The organism is Bacillus sp. GBSW19 (genome assembly GCF_002998655.1).
GTDB lineage: Bacteria > Bacillota > Bacilli > Bacillales > Bacillaceae > Bacillus.
The window spans coordinates 245,169-269,893 of record NZ_PVRF01000003.1 but is presented as its reverse complement, the minus strand read 5'-3'; the positions used below and the strand labels follow the sequence as shown (position 1 = coordinate 269,893).

Below are 24,725 nucleotides of genomic sequence, written 5' to 3'. Positions count from 1 at the left end.
TACCATATGAAAAAATACGTTAAAGCTTTATTACCAATGCTTCTCGCTTCATTTTTATTGGCGATTCCTGTGAGTGCTCATGTCACAGTCAAGCCTGATACGTCTGCGACAAATGCGTGGGAAACCTATACGTTAAAAGTTCCTTCTGAGAGTGACAGTCCAACCACTAAGGTTGTCGTGACAATACCTAAAGGTGTAGAATTCCAGCAATATGAGCCAGTCCCTGGATGGAAAACGTCAACTGAAGAAAAAGATGGCAAGGTGACAAGAGTGACTTGGGAAGCAACGGGTAAAGGCGTGCTTGCCGGACAGTTCCAGCAATTCGTTTTTGTAGCGAAAAACCCTGAAAAAGCAGGTGAAGCTGCATGGGATGCATATCAATATTATAAAGATGGAACGGTCGTTGAATGGACAGGCGATAAAGATGCTGATAAGCCGCATTCCATCACAAACATTGTGGCATCTAATACGGTAACGGATTCACATGGACAAGAAAAACCAAAAGAAGAAAAGGCATCTGAAACAGCCTCCAACTCTTCCTCACCACTTGTGCTAGGGTTGTCCATTGCTGCTCTAGTCGTAGCACTGATTGCACTGGGACTTGCTTTTAGAAAGAAATAATTGATTCGTAAGCGATCGTTTTCACGGAAACGATCGCTTTCATTTCTATCCACCTTATTTGAACACGAGATGCAAGGCTTTGCCTGCAAACTAGGACGATCAACTTCCATTTTCCCAACCTATTATTACCAACATAGGATTGAATAGGGTAATGGTGCATGCCATAATGAGACACATGACCACCTAGGAGGCTATAAGATGAACCATCTAATTATATTTGCTCATCCCCAGCAAAGCTTAAATCAAACCTTATTAGATCTTGTTGTCAGCACTCTTTTGAACAATGGTCATGAAGTGACTGTTCGTGATGTCTATGCTCTTGGTTTTTCGCCAGAGCTAAGCATGTTGGAAAAGGCTGCGATCAAACGGGGTAATGTCCCAATTGCCATTCAAACAGAGCAGAAGCTGATTCAGCAAGCAGATGTCCTAACGTTTATTTTTCCCATTTGGTGGACAGGCTTACCCGCTATGCTAAAGGGCTATGTAGAACGCGTTTTTTCTGAGGGCTTCGCTTATCAAATCAATGAGCAGGGGGCTATTGAAAACCTGCTTCGGCACAAAAAAGGTGTCATTATCAACACGCACGATGCTCCAAGGACCTTTCTTGACTCTAAGCGGATCATTTCCGCCTCCCATCGCATGACAACAGATACAGAAGTCTTCAATTTTATTGGTGTTGAGCCTGTTGAACGACTTTTGTTCAGCAGCATGGAGCAGGCACCAGCAGATTACATCCACGAAATTCTGAAAGAAACGAAAGAAACGGTGGAGCAGCTTTTTCCGCCGGCTGTTTAACATAAAAAAGACTGCCGAGATTCCTCAGGCAGTCTTTTTCACGTTTATTCGTCTAAACCAATGGATACATATTTGGTTTCTAAATACGGTTCGATCCCTTCGATGCCGCCTTCACGGCCAATTCCGCTTTCTTTCATTCCTCCGAATGGTGCTTGAACAGCCGATGGACCGCCATCATTCCAGCCGATTATCCCATAATCAAGATTCTCTGACATGTAAAGTCCGTTTCGATAATTCTCTGTAAAGAAATAAGCTGCAAGACCAAAAGGTGTATCGTTGGCTAATTCAATCGCTTCATCTAGCGTTTTGAACGTCGTAATCGGCGCCACTGGCCCAAAGGTTTCTTCATGCATGATGTTCATGGAAGGGTCTACATGTGTGAGAACCGTTGGCTGGACAAAATAATACGACTTGTCATCATCGAAATGCGTATCTCCGCCGACAAGGATTTTCGCCCCTTTATCGACTGCATCTTGAATTTGGCCGACAATTTTATCAAAGCCGCGCTTGTTGATAATTGGGCCGATGGATGTGCCTTCTTCAAAGCCATTTCCCACTTTTAGCTTTTCTACTTCTTTGCTGAAGCCTTGAGCAAATGCTTCATGAATGTCTTCATGCACAATTAAGCGGTTGGCACAGACACAGGTTTGTCCTGCATTACGGAACTTAGACGCCACTGCTTGTTTGACAGCTAGTTCAAGATTGGCATCTTTGTCTACGATGAGCGGAGCATGACCGCCAAGCTCCATTGATACGTGCTTGACTGTACTCGCACTGTTTTTGATCAGATGCTTTCCGACTGGCGTTGAGCCTGTGAACGTGATTTTGCGAATCAATGGACTATCTGTGAATATTTCACCGACTTCTTTTCCATCTCCAACCACCCATTGCATGGCATCCTCTGGAATTCCAGCTTCGTGACCTAATTTCACAAGTTCAATAGCCGTCAGCGGCGTGTCTTCAGCAGGCTTCACAATAAACGTACAGCCCGCTGCAAGTGCTGGTGCAGCCTTTCTCGTGATCATGGCTGCAGGGAAATTCCAAGGAGTAATGGCTGCAACAGGGCCCACTGGCTGCTTTGTGACAAAAAGGCGTTTGTTCGTCGTATGTGACGGAATGGTTCTGCCGTATATCCGTTTGGCTTCCTCTGCGTACCATTCAATGTATCCAGCCGCATAGACGATTTCGCCTAATGCTTCTTGATACGGCTTCCCGTTTTCTTCCGTGATGATTTTCGCGAGCCTTTCTTTATGTTCAATCATGAGATCAAACCACTTGCGAATGATATTGGCACGTTCATGCGCAGACGTTTTTGCCCATGCTTTGAATGCTTTATGTGAGCGGGTAATGGCGTCTTCGATCTGTTCTTTTGTATGCTGAGCAACTGAAGCAATTTCTTCTCCTGTTGCAGGATTATACACTTTGAGTTCGTTTGTCATGCTCTACCGTCTCCTTCGTTCTTGGATTCATTACATATAGTATATACCCAATGAGTGCCCAACCTAAAAGCAATATCCATTCAGCTGGCCATGATAAGGAGGCCGGCATTCCTGGAAAATAAAATGAAAGAAAAAGGAGACTCAGCCCGATAGCTAAAACGCCTGTCGTCCGCCAATACTTAATGCGGTATGGACGCTCAAGCTCTGGTTCTGCTTTGCGAAGTCTCATAAAGGCAATGGACACTATTAAGTACCCTACGATAATTCCGACACCGCCCGCATTGACAATCCACACGAGGGCAGGACGCCCTAATAATGGAGCGAAAAAGGCCAATGCACCAAGAAATAAAATCGCATGTGTCGGTGTTTTATACTTTGGATGAATATACGCAAACCATTTGGAAATCATGCCTCTTTCCGCCATAGCGTATAAGATGCGGCTTGCACCGATGATAAAAGCATTCCAGCTCGTCACAATTCCTGCTACACCGCCAATGACAAGCACTGTTCCAAACGCCTGATGACCGAGCAGCTGCACCATCGCATCTGCTGTCGCCAATGAAGAGGCTTCAAGCTGTCCTTTTGACAGCCCAGCAGCTACCCCAAAGACAATGAGCAGATAAAACACAACGGCACTCACGATGGAGATAATCAAAATTCTCCCGATAATTCTCTTCGGCGCATTGATCTCCGCCGCCACTTGCGGGATGACATCAAAACCAACGAATAAAAAGGGAATCATCACTAAAACCGCCATGAGACCGCCAACTCCGCCTTGAAACATCGGCTCAAGGTTTGCTACATTTCCGTTAAATGTTGCGCCGCCTAAAAGAAGAAAACCTGTCAGGATAATGGCCACTGTAAAAACAGATTGAAAAATAGCAGCTGGCTTGGCGCCAATGTAGTTCAGCGCTGTTAAAAATAAAGCACCACCAGATCCAATCAACACCCATGTGAAATAAACGTCCCATCCCCCTATATTCCATAGGAAGCCAACATGCTGTGTTGGAATGACATAATCAATGACAGTTGGCAAGGCAACAGCTTCAAACGTAATGACGGACACATAACCAAACAATACGCCCCATGCTGAGACGAACGCTGATTTCATCCCAAATGCCCGCTGGACAAAGACGAGCCCTCCTCCCGTCTCTGGAATGGCAGACGAAAGCTCAGCATACGTGAGTCCAATAAAGATGACGAGAATACCGCCGATGACAAAGGCGATGACACTGCCTAAAAATCCTGCTGTTAAAATCCAATCTCCCGAAAGTACAACCCAGCCCCATCCAAGCATTGCACCAATGGATAAAAACAGTACGTCAGACTGCGACATGGTTTTTGCCATTTGTTGTTTTTGCATACAACCATCCCCCTTTGTTGTTTAGCGTGCTTTGAAGGCGTCCTCGATGATCCCCAGTCCTTCATTCAGCAGCTCATCTGTGATGACAAGTGGTGTTAAGAAGCGAATAATATTCCCATTAATCCCTGCCGTTAATAAGAGCAGCCCGTGCTCATTTGCATATGCTGCAATCGCTGCGGCTGTTTTCTTATCTGGTGTACGCGTTTTTTGATCTTCCACAATTTCAATCGCCGCCATTGCCCCTAATCGGCGGACTTCCCCAATGAATGGATACGTTGTTCTCCAATCATTTGCTTTGTCCTCAATGACTTGTCCAATGTGTTCAGATCGTTGATTCAATTGTTCCGTTTCAATAATATCAAGAACTGCTAGTGCTGCCACACAGCCTAATGGACTTCCTGCATATGTCCCCCCGAGCTCACCTGGATCTGCCGCATCAAGCAGTTCTTTTCTGCCAATAACACCGCTCAGTGGTAATCCAGCAGCAAGAGATTTTGACACCGTGATTAAGTCCGGCACCACATCAAAGTGCTCAATCGCAAAGTATTTCCCCGTTCTCGCAAAGCCTGTTTGGATCTCATCTGCAACAAAGACAATCCCGTGCTGCTGACAGAATGAAGCAACATGCTGAACAAAACGCTTCGATGGTACAATGAATCCGCCCTCCCCTTGGACTGGTTCCATGACCACACATGCAACGGTTTCTGGTGCAACGGCTGCGACAAAGAATTGATTGAATTGATCAATGATGTACTCATCGTAGGCTGCATCGCTTAATCCTTCTGGCTTTTGATAGTAATAAGGGTATGGTGCTTGATACACCTCTGACGCAAATGGTCCGAACCCAAATTTATATGGCTTGACCTTGCTCGTCATGCTCATCGTCATATTCGTTCTGCCGTGGAAGCCTCTTGTAAACGACACAACGGCCTGTCTTTTCGTATATTTACGTGCAATTTTCACCGCATTTTCAACAGCTTCTGCACCTGAATTGAGAAAAATGGCTTTCTTGTCATGGTCGCCTGGTGTGAGGCGGCATAGCTTTTCTGCCAATTCGATATACGATTCGTACATCATGACGTTGAATCCTGGGTGAATCAGACTGTCTGCCTGTGCTTTGACGGCCTCCACAACCTTTGGATGTGAATGACCTACATTTAAAGTACCGATAGCGCCAGCAAAATCGATAAAACGTTTCCCATCGATATCGAACAGCTCGGCACCCTTCCCCTTCGCTGCAAGATGACGGTTGCCATTACTCACGCCTCTTGCGACGTATTGATCTCTTTTCCCCTGCCATTCTTCTGTTGAAAAACGGTTTGTTGTCGTTTGACTCATTGTCATCCATCCCCTTTATGTCTTTTTTATTATTCTGAATATTTTTTGGTATGATAGAAAGTACCAATATCATTTTTTTCATGGTACCAGAGAGGATGGAATGACGAGATGCTGACAATTCAACTAGATCAAACAGGGGCAAACGGATTTATTTATCATCAAATTTATACGAAAATTAAAGGTGAAATTTTAAATCGAAACCTTCAGCCGCACGATCAATTACCCTCTAAACGAGAGTTAGCAGATACATTAAACGTCAGCGTGAATTCAGTGAATGGCGCGTATCAGCAGCTGCTTGCTGAGGGATATTTATATTCGGTCGAACGCAAAGGTTTTTTTGTGGAGTCATTAGAAACGTTTCATGAGTCAGGTCAGCTGAAACCCTCGTCCCTTCCAGCCGATTTAAAAGAGGAGTCGATTGCACGGGACGACTGGTATTCCTTTTCACATATCTCTGTTGATACAGCCAATTTTCCATTTAAAAGCTGGCTGAAAAGTGAACAAAAGGCGATCAGCCTCCATCAAGAAGCGTTTGGTGAGCTTCCGCATCCACAAGGTGTGTACGAGCTTCGGGAAACGATTGCCCGGTTGATCGGGCTTGCGCGAGGGGTCAAATGCTACCCAGAACAGCTCATTTTAAGCGCAGGCACGCAATCACTTATCCATTCTTTATCAAGCATTCTTCCAGCCGATCAAGTATACGGATTAGAAAACCCTGGCTATCGCCGGCTCTATCAAATGCTGAAAAACAATCATCACCGAATTGAAACGATTGGCATTGATCAAAAAGGGGTGCGGATGAGTGACATTCACAAAAAACAGCCGAATGTCTTAATCATTACCCCTTCACATCAATTCCCAACAGGGGTGATTATGCCGATTTCCCGGCGGATTCAACTCTTAAACTGGGCAGCCGATCAGCCCGGCCGTTATATTATCGAGGATGATTATGACAGTGAATTCAAGTATGGTACAGACAGCATTCCAGCGCTGCAAAGTTTGGATCGATATGACAAAGTCATTTATATGGGGACCTTTTCAAAGTCATTGCTGCCAGGCTTAAGACTAAGCTACATGGTGCTCCCGCAGCATTTATTGAGACGCTATAAGGAAGAACAGCACTTCTTCATTCAAACAGCCAGCCTTTTTACACAATACACCCTTCTTCATTTTATAAAAGATGGGGCGTATCAGCGGCATATTAAAAGAATGAATGGTTTATATGAGGAAAAGCGGAAGCAGCTCATTGAAGAGCTCGACACGGTTTTTACTGACAATGTACGGATTATTGGGGAAAATGCTGGACTTCATTTTATCGCAGAGTTCCGCTCAAACCGCACGCAGCATGAGATTTTACAGCGAGCCAAAGAAAGAAAGCTTAAAATGTACGGGATGGACCGTTTTACCCTTGATGAGCAATTGCCGGGGCATCAGGAAGGCTTTGTTCCACTCGTCCTCGGCTTCTCTCATATGCGGCCAGAGGATATTGAGCCGGCAGTGAAAAGACTGTATGAGTCGATTTATGGGAAATAAAACAGCCAGCTGCTTTACTAGACAGCTGGCTTACCACCGCTCTTTATCTACGGCTAAAATGGATGACACGAGTCCAGGAAAAGCGGTCTCGATGTCTTCTTTTCTTAAAGAATAGTAGCGGTGTTTACCGTCAATTCTCACTTTCACGACGCCTGCCTCCCTCAGCACTTTGAAGTGATGAGAAAGCGTAGATTTGGCAATATTCATCTCATACGTACCGCATGTCCTCTCGCCCGCTTCTGCTAAGCAGCGGACAATTTCTAACCGGATTGGATCAGCCAATGCGTGCAGCACAGAAATCAGTCTTATGTCTTCTTGAGTTGGATGGATTGGATTATTCATACGATAAATGTATCGTATTTTGTGCCAACATACAATCTCATGACTCGCCTCATACAAAGTAACGATACATCCTTTGGAAACGACTATGACTATATAAAAGCTGTCTTGAAGGGAAGGAACTGTCTATCAAACAAATGTAGATTTGACCCATCAACTAACCGTCACAAAACATCAGCAAGTAGGTATCATTCAGAAAACAGCTGCCGAACATTTTGATCACGGCACAGCTTCCCAGTTGAAAAAGGGACAGCGATTTACTCTGTAAAGGAGCGAAAAGACCTTTTGATCGCCGAATTTAACGGACAGATCATCATATATGCCGCACATGCGGAAGGATAAAATACCTGTCATAAGATAGGTGTTTTTTAAGTTTCTTTTCTTGTCATAGGTCATTGGTTTTGTTATCATTGCAAAAGTGACCACTCGGTTTCCATTGTGACCATATGGTTTTGCCGATTCGGAAAGGACTTATGTAGATGAACGAAAAGCAAGAAGAGATTTTGCGGGTTTCAAAGAAATTGTTTTCTCAAAAAGGCTATATGAGTGTCTCCATGCAGTCAATTGCCGATGCCTGTAAAATATCAAAAGCGTCTATTTATAAACTGTTTGATTCAAAGGAAGCTCTTCTATTAGAACTGATTAAATACAATCAGTGCAAAATGAGAGAGATTTCTCAGATCATTCATTCAGAAACGACGCTGTCCAAAAAGGAAAAATTCACAAAGAAGATCAAACTTGAGCTTGAAGAGTTTAAAGAGAATCATAAATTTTTGAATATGCTGTCCTTTGAAGCTTTTTCGCAGCATTCGCCCATTGTCATTAAACATTTACGCGAGACACGCTCCATTATCATGCAGCGGCACAGAGACATTATTTTAAGCACATATGGTGAATCTGTCGCTCCTTATGTCTGGGATCTTGTGATCGTCCTCAACGGATTAATGAGAGAATTCATCTTAATGCTGGCGATTGAGCATAAGAACATCCAATTAGAAAATGCCGCCGAAATGATTATTGGCGTGATGGACCGTGTGTCGAAAAAGCCTTGTTCCATTGAGCCTGTGTTAACAGATCAGCTGATGGACTCTTATTTGCTTTCTTCACAGGACGAATATGATGAAGAAAAGCTTGTCATCTCGTCCTTAACGAAGATCAAACAAGAGCTTCACGCACTGCCAAACGGAGAAGAAAAGGACGATCTCCTCTCTGCGTTTGAGCTGCTGAGTCAAGAATTATCAAAGGACCAACCGAGAACCTTTTTAATCAGCTCATTGCTCGATTATTTAGGTAAAAACAGCGTTTTATCACAAAACGTGTCACAGCTGAAAAGCATCATTCTATAGATAAAGAAGGGATAACATGAACCAATCAACAACATCGTATAATCGATCTGTGATTGTGGGGATTTTCCTCGTTGGGGCATTCGTCGCAATTTTAAACCAAACACTGCTCATTCCAGCGATCCCACATATCATGGAGGAATTCAATATTGATGTCAGCAAGGGACAGTGGCTCACCACAGCCTTTATGCTGACAAACGGGATTCTCATCCCGATCACGGCTTTCTTAATCGAGAAATTTTCAAGCCGTTCTTTAGTTTTAACGGCGCTTAGCATCTTTACAGCCGGTACAATTCTTGCCGCGTTTGCAACGAATTTCCCTGTATTACTTGCAGCGCGTATTGTGCAGGCAGCCGGCGCAGGAATTTTAATGCCGCTGATGCAAACGATCTTTTTAACCATTTTCCCGAAAGAAAAACGTGGTCAGGCAATGGGTATGGTCGGACTTGTCATTTCGTTTGCACCAGCTCTTGGACCGACACTTGGCGGCTGGATTGTCGATTCCTTCAGCTGGAAGTTCTTGTTCTATATTGTACTGCCAATCGGTATCATTGATCTCATTCTTGCTTTCTTCTTAATGAAAAATGTAACGCAACAAAGAGAGACACGAATTGATGTTTTATCTGTCATCTTGTCGTCCTTCGGTTTCGGCGGACTGCTTTACGGATTTTCTAGTGTCGGAACATATGGCTGGACGAGTGCGACTGTCCTCATTTCGCTGATTGTCGGCGCTGTGAGCTTGTTCTTCTTTATTCTGCGCCAGTCGAATTTGACAAGACCGATGCTTGAATTTGGTGTCTTTAAGTTTGCAATCTTTAGCTTAACGACCTTTCTTGGGATGCTTGTCTTTGCTTTATTGATTGGGACAGAGACGATTCTGCCGCTCTATACGCAAAATGTCAGAGGATTGTCTGCTCTTGATACAGGACTGATCTTATTGCCTGGTGCTCTCTTTATGGGGCTCCTCTCACCAATTATTGGACGAATTTTTGATAAAGTCGGTGGAAAAGGGCTGGCATTAGGCGGGTTTACGATACTTACCGTTACGACCTTGCCATTTATGCTGCTCACCCTTGATTCATCCATCGCCCTCATTACGGTCGCCTACACGCTTCGCTTAATCGGGGTTGGGATGATCATGATGCCGCTGACAACCGCAGGTATTAACTCTTTACCGCCTCATTTGATCCCGCATGGGACAGCGATGAATAACACGATGAGACAAATGGGCGGCTCCATTGGGACGGCTGTGCTTGTCTCCATCATGAGCAGCTCTGCTGCAAATGCAGAATTAGCCAGCCCATTAAAATCAGCCGTTCACGGCATGAACACGTCGTTTATCGTGTCTGGTTTGATTGCGGTCCTTGGACTCGTCCTCTCCTTTTTCTTAAAGGAAAAACGCGATAATAAAGTGATGAAGCAGGAGCTATCTTCCTCCTCATCTTCTTCATAAGAAAAAGAGCTCGGCATATGGCCGGCTCTTTTTTCATATATTCACATTATATCGTCCTCTCCAAAAGGACATTTGTATTTACAGTGAAGAAAAACCTTGATAATTTGAAGAAAAGAGTTGATAATAGGAACTATTCAATTTGTGAGAAAATTTTTACTATAGGAGATGTATGCATTGAAGGTCGTTAAATTTGGTGGCAGTTCACTTGCATCTGGCAAGCAGCTGCAAAAGGTATTTGACATTGTAACAGCAGATCCAGCTCGAAAAGCAGTCGTTGTTTCCGCACCAGGAAAACGGCATTCAACGGATACGAAGGTCACCGATCTATTAATTAGCTGTGGTAAGCAATATTTACGTTTAGGGGAAGCAGAGGATTTACAGAAAGCCGTCATCGAACGGTATGCCTCGATTGCGGATGAACTCGGGTTAAGTCATGACGTGATTGACACCATTCGGCAAGATCTAGATGCCCTCTTACAGGCAGATACGTCTCACCCTGAGCGATATCTTGATGCCATCAAAGCAAGCGGTGAAGACAATAACGCAAAACTCATTGCCGCCTATTTCCGCTATCAAGGTGTCGAAGCTCACTATGTGAACCCAAAGGAAGCTGGTTTATTTGTGAGCGATGAGCCTGGTCAAGCGCAAGTCCTTCCAGAGTCATATGATCATTTGTACAAATTAAGAGAGCGCTCTGGCATCATCATCTTCCCTGGCTTTTTTGGCTTTAGTCTATCGGGGGACATCGTCACCTTTTCTCGCAGCGGCTCCGATATTACCGGTTCCATTTTGGCAAACGGTTTGAAAGCAGATGTGTATGAAAACTTTACAGATGTGGATGCTGTCTACGCTGTCAATCCGACGATCGTTCATGAGCCGAAGGAAATTACAGAGCTGACTTATCGGGAAATGCGCGAGCTATCCTATGCTGGTTTTTCTGTGTTCCACGATGAAGCACTCATTCCAGCCTTCCGTGCAGGCATTCCTGTGCAAATTAAAAACACCAATAATCCCTCAGCAAAAGGCACAAAAATTGTGAACCAGCGAGATCATACAAATGGACCAGTTGTCGGAATCGCCTCAGACAGCGGTTTTTGCAGCATTTATATTAGCAAGTATTTGATGAACAGAGAAGTCGGTTTTGGACGTAAGGTGCTGCAAACGTTAGAGGAATATGGGCTTACGTATGAGCACGTTCCTTCTGGCATTGACGATATGAACATTATTTTAAGACAGGATCAGCTGGAGGAGCAGCATATTGAACAAGAGCTGCTCGACCGCTTGAAGCTTGTGCTTGATGCAGATGAGGTCGTTTTAGAGCCGAATCTCTCACTCATTATGGTTGTAGGAGAAGCGATGCGTCACAATGTTGGCACCACAGCAAGAGCAGCAGAGGCGCTGTCAAAAGCGAAGGTCAATATTGAAATGATCAATCAAGGCTCTTCAGAGGTCAGCATGATGTTTGGCGTCAAAGCGGCTCAAGAAAAAGAAGCCGTTCAAGCGTTGTATGAAGAATTTTTCTCTATGTCTACCGTCCCTGTCTCCCTTTAACCAGCAGACTGCCAGATCTCAGGATCGGCAGTCCTTTTTGTTCTCGCCAGATTCACATGGATTTGCGCATTAAAATATATCTATTTCTCGTTTGATTTTGTATGATAGAGACAAACCAACTATTGTTCCGGCCTATGATCGGAGCTACAAGGAGTCCTAAAACAATGCCTCGTCAACAACTATTAAAACAGTTTCGCAATTTTCATGATGCTTCTACGAGTATTTTAAATATGATGAGTCAATTCACTGATGTAAATACACTGTTTATTGCTAAAAACGATCAAACCACCAATCAGATTGTAAAGGTGCTGAATCATGATGAGCAGCTTCTTGAAGAAGGAGAAGAAATTCCTTACGAGAAGACATTTTGCAAACTGGCGGTCGATCATCAGGATACGCTTGTGATTCCTGATATATCATTGGATGATCGTTCTAAATACTTAGAAGTCACGAAACGTCTTCAAGGCGGATCATTCATCGGAGTGCCGATTAATTTTACAGATGGCACAAACTACGGAACGATTTGCGGGCTTGATCTAAGACCACAGCAATTCACAGAAGAGCATGTGCATATGTTTGAAACGATGGCTTCTCTATTAAGCTACGTCCTGGAACTAGACCGTGCCAACCGGCAGATTCAGCAATTATCTGTACCGATCGTCCCAGTTGTTGACGGTGTCGCCGTGCTTCCTCTCCTAGGTGATATCGAAGAGACACGTGCTCAGCATATTTTAGAAACCATTTTACAGGAAAGTTACAGACTGTCGCTCTCTCATTTGGTCATTGATGTATCGGGAACAAAACGCCTGAATGAACAGAGCATTCAATATCTGGTCAGCTATGCACAAACGCTGAGACTTTTAGGGATTTCGGCTGTTTTAACAGGGATTAAACAAGATCTTGCTCTAAGTGCGATTCAATCGAATATTTCATTTAAAGACATCACCATCCGGAAAGACTTGCCGCAGGCACTTGCTCATATTGGTTTGACGTTTACTAAAATGGAATAAGGAATGAGACACAAAAAGGGCTAAATAAATTTTAGCCCTTTTCTTCTTTTTAAATCATGCCAGCAGCTGCAAATAAGAAGAATCGTTTCCGTCTTCAATAACTTGTAAAATCTGCTGTGCATGCGATGTGTCTGTGATACTGTTTAATTTTTGCATGATGTCTTCTTTCGATAGTGCATGGCCTGGTGCGCCCCGCGGAAGATCGACTCGTTTGCTAATGATGGTACCATCAGATAAGGTAAGCTTCACAATCGTAAAGCGACCTTTTGGGACAGCCTCTGGATGGGGTTCTGTCGTTTGATCATATTCTCTGCTCACCCGCTTCATCCATGTGCGCATGTCTGATGGAATGTTTTTTTTCGTAAAGGCATCCAGCGTAAGCGTCTGTCCAAATACGGCAAGTGCGATGACGTATTCGACACTGAATCGTCCTTCTTCGCCCGTCAAAGGTGTCCGCTCAATAAGCGCTGCATCTCCGCCAGGCGGGAATATGACCTCTACTTGTTTCACCTGATCCGAAAAGAAAGTATGCTCTTCCATTAAGGACAGAATCGCATCTGCTGCATGATGCGCTGCTGAGCAGAACGGGTATACTTTGAACCACAGCCCCGGCGAGACAATACGCCACGTTGTACCATATCCCTCTAGTAAACGACTTTCCGCGCGCTCCTGATCTCCATAGAGAGAAAAGAAACCAAGCGTACCATCAAGAACCGATTCATTCCCGCCAAAACCTGAACAAGCTAAGTCCATAGACCAGACGGCTGTTTTAGCCGCTAAGCCGGCTTGTAATGGTTTCATATCAGAGCCAAACTGCTTTCTCATTCCGGCTGATTGCGCTCCGGCAAAGCCGATTGCCTTCGCCAGCTCTTCCTGTGAGACTTGTTTTAAATACCCAATGGCACATACTGCTGCAATGGCTCCGAGGGTTCCGGTATTATGCCAGCCCCGCTCATAATGCGCCTTGCCGATGGATTCGCCAAGCCTTGCCATCACTTCAACACCTGTGATGTAGGCAGCTAAAAATCGATCGCCAAACCCTTTGCCGTCTGATAGCTGTGATAGCAATGCTGGAATGATAACCGCACTTGGGTGTCCTCTCACGTCTGAATGCACATCATCATAATCAAGGGCATGGATCAGGTAGCCGTTCAGCATCGCTGCTGATTGACGGCTGACCTTCTTCCCTTGTCCAATGACAGGAATTTGAGCGGCTCCGCCTTCTTGTTCCACAAGCGCCATGAGCTTTTGAATTCCTTCATCCTCTTTCGCAGCAAGCGCCGCCGCAGCAGCATCTAACAGACCATTTCGAGCCATTTCTACCGCCCGCTTATCTTGAAGTGGATTAGCAGACAGTACAGCCTCTGCCAATTGTTTTGTTAGTTCCATGATCGTGACTCCAATGCCCGAACGGCAAGCTCGGAAAAGAAGGCAGCGGCAACAGGGAGTGCTTTTTCATTTAATGTAAAGGCAGGGTGATGCCATTCCTCGGTACCGCTTGTCCCCATCCATACGAAAAAGCCTGGAATGCGTTCTTGATAAAGGGCAAAATCTTCTCCGCCCGGTGACTGCTCTGCCTGAACTACTGTGAGATCCAGCGCATCTGCCGTTTCTTCGACCACCTTTGTCAAACGCTCGTCATTCAACACAGAAGGCAAATACGGATGCCATTTCACTTCGCCTTTTGCCCCAAATCCTTCGGCAATCCCACTCACGATTTGTTTCATAAGCTCTGGAATCATCGCTCTCACTTCAGGCTCAAACGTCCGAACGGTTCCTTCCATCTCAACACGATCAGGAATCACATTCCATGATGTACCGCCTTGAATGCGTGTGATACTGACTACTGCATGATGTAAGGAGCTGATGCGGCGGCTGACGATTTGCTGAAGAGCACTTGTGATCTGCCCGCTGATGGCAATCGGGTCCACCGTGTGATTCGGAATACCTGCATGGCCACCCGTCCCTTTAATATCGATTTCAAACCGGTCAACACTTGCCATTAATGCTTTTTCTCTAATACCAATGGTGCCTACTGGCAGATCAGGTTTGTTGTGCATACCAAAAATCGCATCCACTCCATCTAATACGCCTGCCTCTATGACATGTTTCGCTCCTTGGGCGACTTCCTCAGCCGGCTGGAACAAAATGCGGACCGTTCCTTTCATCTCGTGTTTCCGCTCTTTTAATAAAAGAGCCGCTCCAAAGATAGAAGCTGTATGGAAATCATGACCGCAAGCATGCATTTTCCCCGGTATCTTTGAGGAAAATGGTTCGCCTGATGCTTCTTCAATTGGAAGTGCATCAATATCAGCCCTCAGGGCAATCGTTGGTCCCTCTTGTTCTCCTTTGATTTCACAGACAACACCTGTTTGAAGAGCTGGAAAATCGAGTACGGTGATCCCTTCTTCTTCTAACCAGCCGCGCAGTTTCTTTGTCGTTTCATATTCTTCAAACGCCAGCTCTGGATGCTCATGAAGCGCTCGGCGAATGTTAATTAAACGTTTGTTTAAAGCTTCTTTTCCTATTGTTTTCACTAATACTCACCCCTCTAAAGACTAAAAAGCAGCTTATGCTTCTTCAGCCGCTGCTTCTTTTTGGATAAATCGTTTTGTCCGTTCATTCTTCGTTTCATCAAATAGCTCAGTTGGTGTGCCCTGTTCAATAATATGACCATCCGCCATGAAAATCACATGGTCTGCCACTTCTCTTGCAAACGCCATTTCATGTGTGACGATGATCATCGTTGTTTCTTGGATTGCAATGGATTTAATCACTTGAAGCACACCTGAGACAAGCTCTGGATCAAGAGCTGACGTTGGTTCATCGAGTAAAATCGCATGTGGATCAACCGCTAATGCGCGGGCAATCCCGATTCGCTGCTGCTGTCCGCCAGATAACGTGACTGGATAGCTGTCAGCCTTTTGCTCTAATCCTACCTGCTTCAGCAGCTTCATCCCAATCTCATTTGCCTGCTGCTTCGTCATTTTTTTCGTCACAAGCAGTGATTCTGTGATGTTTTGCAGTGCTGTCTTGTTTTTAAATAGATTATAGTTTTGAAACACCATGGCCGTTTGTTGACGCAGATGATGGGCTTCTTTACGTGTATACTTGGACGCATCGAGCTTCGCATCGCCAATTTCAATCATGCCTTCATCTGGTATTTCTAATAAATTTAAGCAGCGCAGCAAGGTGGATTTACCGGAGCCAGAAGGTCCGATAATGGCCACAACCTGCCCTTTTTGCACATCGAGATTGATTCCGTCTAAGACGACAAGATCGCCGAATGATTTCTTCAAATTGGTGAGCTTGATCATGTCCACACCTCCTTAATTCCGGTAAGGTTTGCTGATTTTTCGTTCAAATAGGTCTTGAAGGAAGCTATAAATGATGGTCATAACCCAGTACACAATCCCTACGGCTAAATAGGTTTCAAAGTATTTATAGTTCGCGGACGCAATCATCTTCCCTTGTGCAAACATTTCTGCCACCCCAATGGTAAAGGCAAGAGATGTTTCTTTTAAAAGACCGATAAAGGTATTCCCCGTCGCTGGAATCGCATTTCTGACTGCCTGCGGGAAAATAATTCTGACGTAAGACTGCCATCTTGTCATGCCGACAGATAGACATGCCTCTAGCTGCCCTTCATCTACAGAATTGAGGGCCGCTCTGAAAATTTCTGCTAAGTATGCTGAGTTTTTAATACTTAATCCGATAATGACCGCTGTTAGGGCATCCATTGAGGTCATCGCAGGGAATAGCTGCGGAAGACCAAAATAAATGAGAAAGAGCTGAACCAAGGTTGGAACCGCTCTGAAAAAAGAAATATACAGCTTGGCAAATTGGTATAAAACAGGTATCCGGTTTTTCGTAATGAGAGCGAATACCACACCAATGATAATGGCAAATACCATGGAGACAATCGCCATGAAGATCGTTATCGGCAAGTATTGAATCAATGTCGGAAAAACCGTCACCATATACTGCCAATCAATTTTGTTCATGTCTGCTCTTCACCGCCGCTGTCGTTATTTTTTAATTGGCACCGTGACATCGTCTTTGAAATACTTCTCAGACAATTTCTTCAGTGTCCCGTCTTCTCTTAATTCTTTAATCGCTTTGTTAAATTCTTCTCTTAGCTTGTCATGCTTTTTATCTTTGGCAAATGGGTAGCCTACTTCTTCATACACAATTGGGTTGCCAACGATTTTGAGCGGCAGACCTGTTTTTTCAATTTGAGCAAGTAATACACTGCGTCCGTTGACATAAGCATCTACTCGGCCATTTGCCACTTCATTTAATACACCGTCTTGCGTTTCATATGTTTTAATATTGATTTTTTTGTCCGGGTCTTTGCTCTCTAGGTTTTTGGCGTGGTTAGAGCCAAGAACCGCCGCCACTGTTTTTCCTTTTAAATCATCAAGACCTTTGATGTCGTTGTTGTCCTTTTTCACGATGATTTGTGTTCCTGCGTAAGCGTACGTATCTGTAAAGTTAAACGTTTGTTTACGCTCATTTGTGACTGCGACTTGGTTTGACACTGTATCCAGCTTACCAGATGTCAGCTGTCCCATCAGTCCGCTGAATTCACTCAGCTGCCAGTCTAGTTTGTAGCCGAGTTTTTTTGCGATGGCTTCAGTTACTTCGACATCGAAGCCAACAAGCTTGCCATTGTCTTTATAAGCAAACGGATAGCTTTGCCCTGTGGCGCCTACTTTTAACACTTTTTCGTCTTTGCCTTCACTCTGATTGTTGCCGCCGCAAGCTGCTAAAACTGCCAGCATTGCTGCAAATAGAACGACTAACCACTTTTTGTTTTTCATGTTCGTAAACCCTTCTTTCTTCTTATAATTGTGTCATATCTGACCTTAGTTGTTTTTTAAAATAAACCGTGATGTGACCCTTGCCTAAATCCTTTTCTCCTGCTCTGACGTAGCCTTTGCGCTCATACATGTCCAAGAGCCACGGATGCTTATCAGCTGTACCTAGAGATACGTATGGCACCTTCAGGGTATCCCTTAGCACTTCAGTTTCCACCCATTCCAGCAAGACAGAGCCTGTCCCTTTTTTGGCGGAAGGCTCTGAAGCAAACCACCAAATGTGAGGGACGCCGAACGGTCCTGGCTGCTCTCCCCAAGGCATACGAAGCGACAAGGTAGATAGAAGTTCTCCGTTTTCTTCCATCACATAGCAAAGATTCTTTTGTACATTTTTCTGAACGAGAGCGAAATCGGCATGTGCTGCTTGAAACTGGATGCCGAGCTCACGAATTGGCTCATAGGCTCTTGTTGTCAGTTCAAGCAGCGCCTCTATATCTGCTTCTGTTGCCAGACGAAACGTGTATCCCAACGTTAGTCACCTCACCCTTATGTCGTGTAGCGATTTTTTGGCTGTTTTAACCCAAGATTTTCTCGTAAGGTTTGTCCTGTGTAATCTGTTTTGAATAAGCCACGTTCCTGAAGAATCGGGACGACGCGGTCTACGAACACATCCAGCCCTTCTGGCAAGAGCGGCGGCATGACGTTAAAGCCGTCTGCTGCTTCTTCATTGATCCATGTTTCCATCACATCTGCTAGCTGCTCTGGTGTTCCAATGAAAATATTATGACCACGAGAGCCGGCAACCGATTGATAGAGCTGGCGAATGGTCAGGTTATCCTTTCTCGCCATATTCATCACAAGATCAAAGCGGCTTTTCACCGCATTTGACGTGCTTGGATCAATCTCTGGAAGCGGTCCGTCTAAAGGATACTGAGACAGATCAATCCCACCTAAGTAGTTTTGCAGAATGCTCAGCCCAATCTCAGGAACAATCAGCTCCTGTAATTCTTCATATTTTGCTTTGGCTTCTTCCTCTGTATCAGCAATGATCGGGAAGATACCCGGCATGATGCTGACGTCCTCTCTAGCACGACCAGCAGCCTCAACTTTCTCCTTCAAGCTTTGATAAAATTCCTTCGCTTTTTCGAGATCGTTTTGTGCAGTGAAAATGAGCTCAGCTGTTTTCGCTGCAAGCTTTTGACCATCTTCGGATGATCCTGCTTGAATGATCACTGGCTGCCCTTGAGGCGTGCGTGATACGTTGAGAGGACCCCGTACTGAGAAGAACTCACCTTTATGCTGGAGCTCATGAAGCTTACTAGATTCAAAGAATTCTCCCGTTGCCTTGTTTCTGACAAGGGCGTCTTCCTCCCAAGAATCCCAAAGACCTTTCACGACCTCGACAAATTCTTCTGCTCGCTCATACCGTTTATGGTGTGCTAAATGCTCTTCTCCGCTAAAGTTTTTCGCTGTTTCTTCAATAGAAGATGTGACCACATTCCATGCCGCTCTTCCGCCTGATAAATGGTCAAGGGAGGCAAACTGTCTTGCAATATGGAAAGGCTCACTGTATGTAGTGGATGCTGTTGCTGCTAAACCAATTGATGAAGTAGACTCAGCAATGGACGAAAGCAGGGTGAGCGGTTCAAATCTCGTGAGTACATTCGGATGAGAGGTTTGGTTAATGGATAAGCTGTCGGCTAAAAAGAGCAAATCCAACTTTCCTTCCTCTGCTTTTTTCGCTAATTGTTTAAAATAATCCAGGTTCATGGCTGCATCTGATACGGCGTTCGGATGTCTCCAAGAGGCAACATGATGTCCAGTTCCTGCGATGAATACGCCTAGCTTGAGCTTCCTTTTCGGCTGTGACACTTGTTCTTCATCCTTTCTATATCCTGCTGTATCAAACTGAAGTCCTCAGAAGATACATTTTTCTGATTGAATTAATCGGTTTTATCAATAAAAAAAGGGCAAATGTTGCGAAAAATGAAAAATAATTATTACTATATGCCCTTTTTACAGGATTGTCAACCGCCTTCTGAACCTCCAAAATTAGGGATTTCACCCGTTCATCATGGTGTGTCGATTTCAATATTTCCGATGAGCCGGTCTGTGGTATGTGTCACCAATTGACTGCGTTCCAGCATGTTATGGGCGATCACGGAATGAGTGGAAGATATAGTGCGGACGGCAATCGCTTTTTGAGGAGATAAATTAATGATGTTATTCCGCAGCACACGGGCTGAGGCGGCTTGATCGATAAAGATCGCCGTCGGCTGTCCGAACGAACGATTTAAATAAAAGCGGTTATCTCCAATTTGCGGTGAACCATTTTTAATATACATCACCACATATAAAGATGTTTCTTCAAAGGAATTATCTTTAATTTCTAATGGACCCGTCGTGCTGCTGTATAAGGCGTAATTTTGGTAGTGCTTAAAGCGATTCTGCCAGATGAAAGCCTTTGCACTCCCAGTGATACTGATCGTATACGAAGACGCAAGCTCTGGGTGTCCTTCTTGAATAAAGTGGTTGCCGTTGATTCCAGTTTCCCCTTCCTGCACCCATATCCCTCTGCTGAAATCTTTGAATTGATTGTGCTGGATCAGGATATTCGTTCCTCTCACCATCGCCCCATCGATCACCGAGTAGATTGTATTGTTTGAAAAGACGACGCTATCCGATTGATAGATACGCAGCGCTGCGCTTCTTTGCCCTGTATTCGTCCCCGATTCAATATGATTTCCTTCTATTAGAATACGATTCGCCATATAAACGGACACAGCCGCATCTTCAAATAGACTGATCTTATTTCCTGTAATGTGAACGCTGTCGCCCCTCACATCAATCCCTTTTTCAAATCCCTCAATCATATTGCCAATAATGATCACATTGTTTTCCGTTTGACCAAGAGAGACACCTAAGCTCGTAATTCCTGCTTTTGTAACGCCTCCTCCCACTGCACGGATCAAATTGTTGGCAATGATTGTTTCGGTGGCAAAGCCATAGGAGATACTGCTGTCTGTATGATTGCCTTCAATGATGACACCATAGCCGTTGAAATTATAAATGGAACTTGCAGCACCACCTCTTACAATGTTGTTTCGAATTTGAATATTCAGCGGTTCTTCCATATTAACTGCTTTTTCTCCGTAGCCTTCAATATCAATACCCATTCTCGGCTCGACTCCGTTTACTCCTGCTCTCTCCAGCAGACAGTCCTCCACAATGACCCCATCACAGCCTGTAATCGAGATATTGTTTCGTCTTGAATCTGTGATGTGGCAGCCAGAAATATGAATAGATGAAGCAGGCGAGTACGATTCAGCTTGTGATAATAAACCGTGGGGACTGACAATGATGCCGTCTCCCGTACAATTCTTGATTTGCACACGATTCACTTCCACATGGGAGGCCCCTTCAATACATATCCCAAAGCCCCACTCATGGGTTTTTCGTTCAGGGGGAAGCGACTTGTACACATGCTCATGACGATCCCCTTCGATTCGCCCGCCCCTGATGGTCACATGCTGAACCTTTCCTATATAAAAGGCCGCATACCCCCACGAATCATTTGGTTTTACCTTAATCACGGCATCCGGCGCCATCTCAATGTACATATGACTTGGCACCCGTATGCCTGCACCTCGGAAAGGAAAAAATCGATCACCTCTGTACACTGCATCGATTACATACGTGCCGCTCGGCAGCCAGACGTGGGAATACCCCTGTGCTTTCGTCCATTCTAAGCATTCATTGAGCCTCGCTGTACAGTCCGTTTCCCCATCCGCAATCACACCAAAATCTTGTACATTGACAACAGGTTTTTTTAGATCAGATTCATTCAATTCCCCCAACCTAAATCCCTCCTTTTCACACAAGTCCTCTTGTCATCCTATGCATGTGTAAAAGGTTTGCTTGTACAATTCTTCAAATTTTAAGTAAATTCTTCCGATATAACTTTCTGACCATTCTCACTTGAAAGAATGTTTCATTTTTTTGAGTCTTTACGCCTATTGAACTAACATTTTCCTGTTTTAGAATAGTTTTATATTGACACAAGAACTATACAAGAATATCATTTTTCTCATATCTCTTTTTTTAAGAAAGGATCTATGCCATGTCTACAATTGACCACGATAAAATTGTTAAAAGTGTTCCTCAAAAAGGGTTTTTTGGACATCCTAAAGGACTTTACACACTGTTTTTCACTGAATTTTGGGAGCGTTTCTCTTATTACGGCATGCGTGCACTGCTTATTTATTATATGTACACAGAGGTGACAAAAGGCGGTCTTGGTTTTGATCAGACGACAGCCAATTCGATCATGTCTGTCTACGGTGCGCTTGTCTATATGTCAGGCATTATTGGAGGATGGCTCGCCGATCGAGTATTCGGTTCGTCCAGTACGGTCTTTTATGGCGGGGTTTTCATTATGCTTGGACATGTCATTTTAGCTTTGCCAAGCGGAGCAACAGCGCTCTTTATTAGTATGGGACTGATTATTATTGGGACGGGCCTTTTGAAGCCGAACGTTTCAAACATTGTTGGCGACCTGTATACCAAAACGGACCCTCGCAGGGATTCTGGCTTTAGTATTTTCTACATGGGCATCAACATGGGTGGATTTATTTCCCCATTAATTGTCGGAACACTCGGTCAAAAAGTGAACTTCCACCTCGGATTCTCACTTGCTGCCGTTGGGATGCTTGTTGGACTTATTACATTTGTGATCACGAAAAAACCGAACCTTGGTCTTGCCGGCACTTATGTGACAAATCCGTTATCAGCTGCTGAACGCAAGAACTTCAAAATTTTCGGAACATTGATCATCATTGTGCTCGCTGTTTTTGTTGTCATTGGCATTCAAACAGGCGCACTCACGATTAATCTATTCACTTGGTTTGTCAGTGTGCTTGGTGTGCTCATTCCGATTGTGTATTTCATCGTCATGTATTTCAGTAAAAAGACGAGCTCAGTGGAGCAATCCAGGGTTCTCGCTTATATTCCATTGTTCCTTGCTGCGGTGATGTTCTGGGCAATTCAAGAACAAGGCTCAAACATTTTAGCCACATATGCAGATCAACGAACAAACTTGAATTTCCTAGGGATGACACTTGCCTCTTCGTGGTTCCAATCATTGAACCCAATCTTTATTGTGCTGCTGTCTCCTGTATTTGCTTGGTTGTGGATTAGACTTGGAAAGAAACAGCCGTCTACCCCGATTAAGTTCTCACTTGGCCTTCTATTTGCAGGATTATCCTTCATCATCATGATCATTCCTGCCTACATGTCTGGTCCGAATACACTTGTGAGCCCATTATGGCTCGTTCTGAGCTTCTTCCTTGTCGTGATCGGAGAGCTCTGCTTATCACCAGTTGGGCTGTCAGCAACAACAAAGCTTGCACCTGCTGCCTTCTCAGCGCAAACGATGAGCCTTTGGTTCCTTTCAAATGCGATGGCACAGGCGATCAATGCGCAAGTGGTCAAACTGTTTGATAAAGTGCCAGAAACCGTCTATTTCGGTATCATCGGAATGCTTGCCATCGTTTTATGCGGTGTGATGCTGCTCTTAACACCAGTGATCAAGAAAGCAATGAAAGGCATTCATTAAATGAAAAAAGAAGCCTCCCGATTGGGTTGGCTTCTTTTTCTGGTTTAAAACCGGATCTCATCATCTCCATGGATTTGCAGCTTAAGCGGTTCACTTTTCGCCTGATGCTTTTTCACATAGCGGTGATAGACGACATACCCAATGATCATGAGAGGGACGCCGACATATAACCCAATGCGCTGTTCCTTATCAAAGGCAAGGCTGATTAAAACGATTGTGTTGAGTGTAATCGCAATAATTGGCAGAACCGGATAGAGAGGGGTTTTAAATTTTAAGTTTTCCAGCTTTCCGCCTGCTTTAAGATATCTTCTGCGGAAAAGCATCTGTGATAATGTAATGGTGATCCAGCCAGTCTGGGCACTCATGCCGGCAATGGACACGATCCAAGCAAATACTGTTTTCTCTGCAAAGAACCCGGATAATAGCGAAATCCCTGTAAACAGGAACGTGAGCAGTAAGGCATTCATCGGAATACCGCGCTGATTCACGCGTCTAAATGCTTTTCCTGCCATTCCTTCCTTCGATAAGGAATACAGCATTCTCGTCGATGCATACAAGCCAGAGTTGGCAACAGATAATAAAGCGATGATAATGACAAAGTTCATGATGTCTGCCGCAAAAGGAATTCCCGTTCTCTCAAATACAGTAACAAATGGACTTTGCAGCACACTCGCTTCCTTCCAAGGCACCATACCCGCTAAGACAAAGATGGATAAGACGAAAAAGACGAGTGTACGCCAAACCGTCTGATGAATCGAACGAGGAACGGTTTTTTCAGGGTTTTCACTTTCCCCTGCCGCAATCCCGATCAGCTCTGTTCCTTGGAATGAAAAGTTCACGGTGATCATCGTGACCACAACGGCGAGCAATCCATTTGGAAACAAACCATCACTCACAAAATGACTGAAGTAAGGGGCAGGTTCACCGCTCGTTGTTTCAATAAAACCAAACATCGCCGCTCCGCCTACACCTATAAAGAGTAAAATCGCAATAATCTTAATGGTTGAAAAGAAAAACTCCGACTCCCCGAACGCTTTCGCCGACCGGGCATTTAATAAGAAAAGACACATTCCAAATATGAGACACCAAATCCACACATCCACTTGCGGGAGCCAGCGCCTCATCAGCTGTCCTGCTGATAAGAATTCTAGGGCGACCGTTGCCGCCCAGCCAAGCCAATAAATCCAGCCGACAGCAAAACCCGCTGCAGGGCTGACAAATTTCGTCGCATACGTATGAAACGACCCCGACACAGGAAGTGCGACCGACAACTCTCCAAGACACAGCATGGTTAAATACATAATCAATCCGCCCACAATATAAGAAAGAACGGCTCCAACTGGTCCTGCTTGTCCAATCGTATAGCCCGTTCCTAAGAAAAAGCCTGTCCCAATGACACCGCCAAGTGAAATCATAAATAAATGGCGGGAGGTCATCGCCCTTTTCAGTTGTTCGGGCTGATTTTGTCCAACATCCACAATGATGCCCTCCTTCTTCTAAGATGCT

Annotated in this window: 21 protein-coding genes; 8 read left to right on the top strand and 13 right to left on the bottom strand. The window is 44.6% G+C overall.

Annotated features, from left to right (window positions below; all coding sequences use genetic code 11):
- Positions 1 to 6: 6 nt before the first annotated feature.
- Complete coding sequence (locus tag C6344_RS15700) at positions 7 to 621, top strand: YcnI family copper-binding membrane protein (protein WP_034664065.1); 615 nt, start codon at positions 7 to 9, stop codon at positions 619 to 621.
- Between the two features lie 198 nt (positions 622 to 819).
- Complete coding sequence (locus C6344_RS15695) at positions 820 to 1,416, top strand: NAD(P)H-dependent oxidoreductase (RefSeq protein WP_060595549.1); 597 nt, start codon at positions 820 to 822, stop codon at positions 1,414 to 1,416.
- Positions 1,417 to 1,460: 44 nt separating this feature from the next.
- Here C6344_RS15695 and C6344_RS15690 read toward each other — a convergent pair whose 3' ends face one another.
- Genes C6344_RS15690 through gabT form a run of 3 tightly spaced genes read right to left on the bottom strand, consistent with a single transcriptional unit; the run spans position 1,461 to position 5,556 of the window.
- Complete coding sequence (locus tag C6344_RS15690; protein ID WP_106073081.1) at positions 1,461 to 2,855, bottom strand: NAD-dependent succinate-semialdehyde dehydrogenase; 1,395 nt, start codon at positions 2,853 to 2,855, stop codon at positions 1,461 to 1,463.
- Positions 2,830 to 4,218, bottom strand: coding sequence for an APC family permease (locus C6344_RS15685; protein ID WP_060595547.1), 1,389 nt, complete (start codon positions 4,216 to 4,218; stop codon positions 2,830 to 2,832). Before C6344_RS15685 ends, C6344_RS15690 begins: the two co-directional genes overlap by 26 nt.
- A gap of 21 nt (positions 4,219 to 4,239) precedes the next feature.
- On the bottom strand, positions 4,240 to 5,556 hold the full coding sequence (gene gabT, locus C6344_RS15680) for a 4-aminobutyrate--2-oxoglutarate transaminase (RefSeq protein ID WP_066031324.1): 1,317 nt from the start codon (positions 5,554 to 5,556) through the stop codon (positions 4,240 to 4,242).
- A gap of 108 nt (positions 5,557 to 5,664) precedes the next feature.
- Here gabT and gabR point away from each other — a divergent pair, with 108 nt between their 5' ends.
- Positions 5,665 to 7,089 (top strand): MocR-like transcriptional regulator GabR, encoded by a 1,425-nt coding sequence (gene gabR / locus C6344_RS15675; RefSeq protein ID WP_066031325.1) that lies wholly within the window; start codon positions 5,665 to 5,667, stop codon positions 7,087 to 7,089.
- 30 nt (positions 7,090 to 7,119) lie between these two features.
- Here gabR and C6344_RS15670 read toward each other — a convergent pair whose 3' ends face one another.
- Positions 7,120 to 7,431, bottom strand: coding sequence for an ArsR/SmtB family transcription factor (locus tag C6344_RS15670; protein ID WP_034664461.1), 312 nt, complete (start codon positions 7,429 to 7,431; stop codon positions 7,120 to 7,122).
- A gap of 476 nt (positions 7,432 to 7,907) precedes the next feature.
- Here C6344_RS15670 and C6344_RS15660 point away from each other — a divergent pair, with 476 nt between their 5' ends.
- From C6344_RS15660 to C6344_RS15645, 4 genes are all read left to right on the top strand, one after another.
- A complete protein-coding gene (locus C6344_RS15660; RefSeq protein ID WP_066031326.1) occupies positions 7,908 to 8,774 on the top strand; it encodes a TetR/AcrR family transcriptional regulator in 867 nt (288 codons plus the stop codon).
- 16 nt (positions 8,775 to 8,790) lie between these two features.
- Positions 8,791 to 10,224 (top strand): MDR family MFS transporter, encoded by a 1,434-nt coding sequence (locus C6344_RS15655; RefSeq protein WP_060595544.1) that lies wholly within the window; start codon positions 8,791 to 8,793, stop codon positions 10,222 to 10,224.
- A gap of 174 nt (positions 10,225 to 10,398) precedes the next feature.
- Positions 10,399 to 11,775, top strand: coding sequence for an aspartate kinase (locus tag C6344_RS15650; RefSeq protein WP_066031327.1), 1,377 nt, complete (start codon positions 10,399 to 10,401; stop codon positions 11,773 to 11,775).
- A 164-nt stretch (positions 11,776 to 11,939) separates the two neighbouring features.
- Positions 11,940 to 12,785 carry a GAF domain-containing protein gene (locus C6344_RS15645; protein WP_044140502.1) on the top strand — a complete coding sequence of 282 codons (846 nt, stop codon included), beginning with the start codon at positions 11,940 to 11,942 and terminating at the stop codon, positions 12,783 to 12,785.
- A 54-nt stretch (positions 12,786 to 12,839) separates the two neighbouring features.
- Here C6344_RS15645 and C6344_RS15640 read toward each other — a convergent pair whose 3' ends face one another.
- The 8 genes from C6344_RS15640 to C6344_RS15605 all read right to left on the bottom strand — a co-directional run bounded on the left by C6344_RS15640 (position 12,840) and on the right by C6344_RS15605 (position 21,462).
- Complete coding sequence (locus tag C6344_RS15640; RefSeq protein ID WP_106073080.1) at positions 12,840 to 14,174, bottom strand: MmgE/PrpD family protein; 1,335 nt, start codon at positions 14,172 to 14,174, stop codon at positions 12,840 to 12,842.
- Positions 14,165 to 15,313, bottom strand: coding sequence for an amidohydrolase (locus C6344_RS15635; protein ID WP_189313040.1), 1,149 nt, complete (start codon positions 15,311 to 15,313; stop codon positions 14,165 to 14,167). The genes C6344_RS15640 and C6344_RS15635 overlap by 10 nt, the downstream gene beginning before the upstream one ends.
- A gap of 42 nt (positions 15,314 to 15,355) precedes the next feature.
- Positions 15,356 to 16,102 (bottom strand): amino acid ABC transporter ATP-binding protein, encoded by a 747-nt coding sequence (locus tag C6344_RS15630; RefSeq protein WP_060595533.1) that lies wholly within the window; start codon positions 16,100 to 16,102, stop codon positions 15,356 to 15,358.
- 12 nt (positions 16,103 to 16,114) lie between these two features.
- A complete protein-coding gene (locus C6344_RS15625) occupies positions 16,115 to 16,789 on the bottom strand; it encodes an amino acid ABC transporter permease (RefSeq protein WP_060595532.1) in 675 nt (224 codons plus the stop codon).
- Positions 16,790 to 16,813: 24 nt separating this feature from the next.
- Complete coding sequence (locus tag C6344_RS15620) at positions 16,814 to 17,608, bottom strand: amino acid ABC transporter substrate-binding protein (protein ID WP_060595531.1); 795 nt, start codon at positions 17,606 to 17,608, stop codon at positions 16,814 to 16,816.
- Between the two features lie 22 nt (positions 17,609 to 17,630).
- Positions 17,631 to 18,134, bottom strand: coding sequence for a GNAT family N-acetyltransferase (locus tag C6344_RS15615; RefSeq protein WP_106073079.1), 504 nt, complete (start codon positions 18,132 to 18,134; stop codon positions 17,631 to 17,633).
- Positions 18,135 to 18,151: 17 nt separating this feature from the next.
- Positions 18,152 to 19,477 carry an LLM class flavin-dependent oxidoreductase gene (locus C6344_RS15610; protein ID WP_060595529.1) on the bottom strand — a complete coding sequence of 442 codons (1,326 nt, stop codon included), beginning with the start codon at positions 19,475 to 19,477 and terminating at the stop codon, positions 18,152 to 18,154.
- A 200-nt stretch (positions 19,478 to 19,677) separates the two neighbouring features.
- Complete coding sequence (locus tag C6344_RS15605) at positions 19,678 to 21,462, bottom strand: right-handed parallel beta-helix repeat-containing protein (RefSeq protein ID WP_066031332.1); 1,785 nt, start codon at positions 21,460 to 21,462, stop codon at positions 19,678 to 19,680.
- A gap of 263 nt (positions 21,463 to 21,725) precedes the next feature.
- On the opposite strand from C6344_RS15605, the gene C6344_RS15600 reads away from it, so the two are divergent.
- The gene (locus C6344_RS15600; RefSeq protein WP_060595527.1) at positions 21,726 to 23,219 is read left to right on the top strand and encodes a peptide MFS transporter; all 1,494 of its coding nucleotides are present in this window, start codon (positions 21,726 to 21,728) and stop codon (positions 23,217 to 23,219) included.
- A 44-nt stretch (positions 23,220 to 23,263) separates the two neighbouring features.
- Here C6344_RS15600 and C6344_RS15595 read toward each other — a convergent pair whose 3' ends face one another.
- Positions 23,264 to 24,697 (bottom strand): amino acid permease, encoded by a 1,434-nt coding sequence (locus tag C6344_RS15595; protein ID WP_081311447.1) that lies wholly within the window; start codon positions 24,695 to 24,697, stop codon positions 23,264 to 23,266.
- Between the last annotated feature and the right edge of the window lie 28 nt (positions 24,698 to 24,725).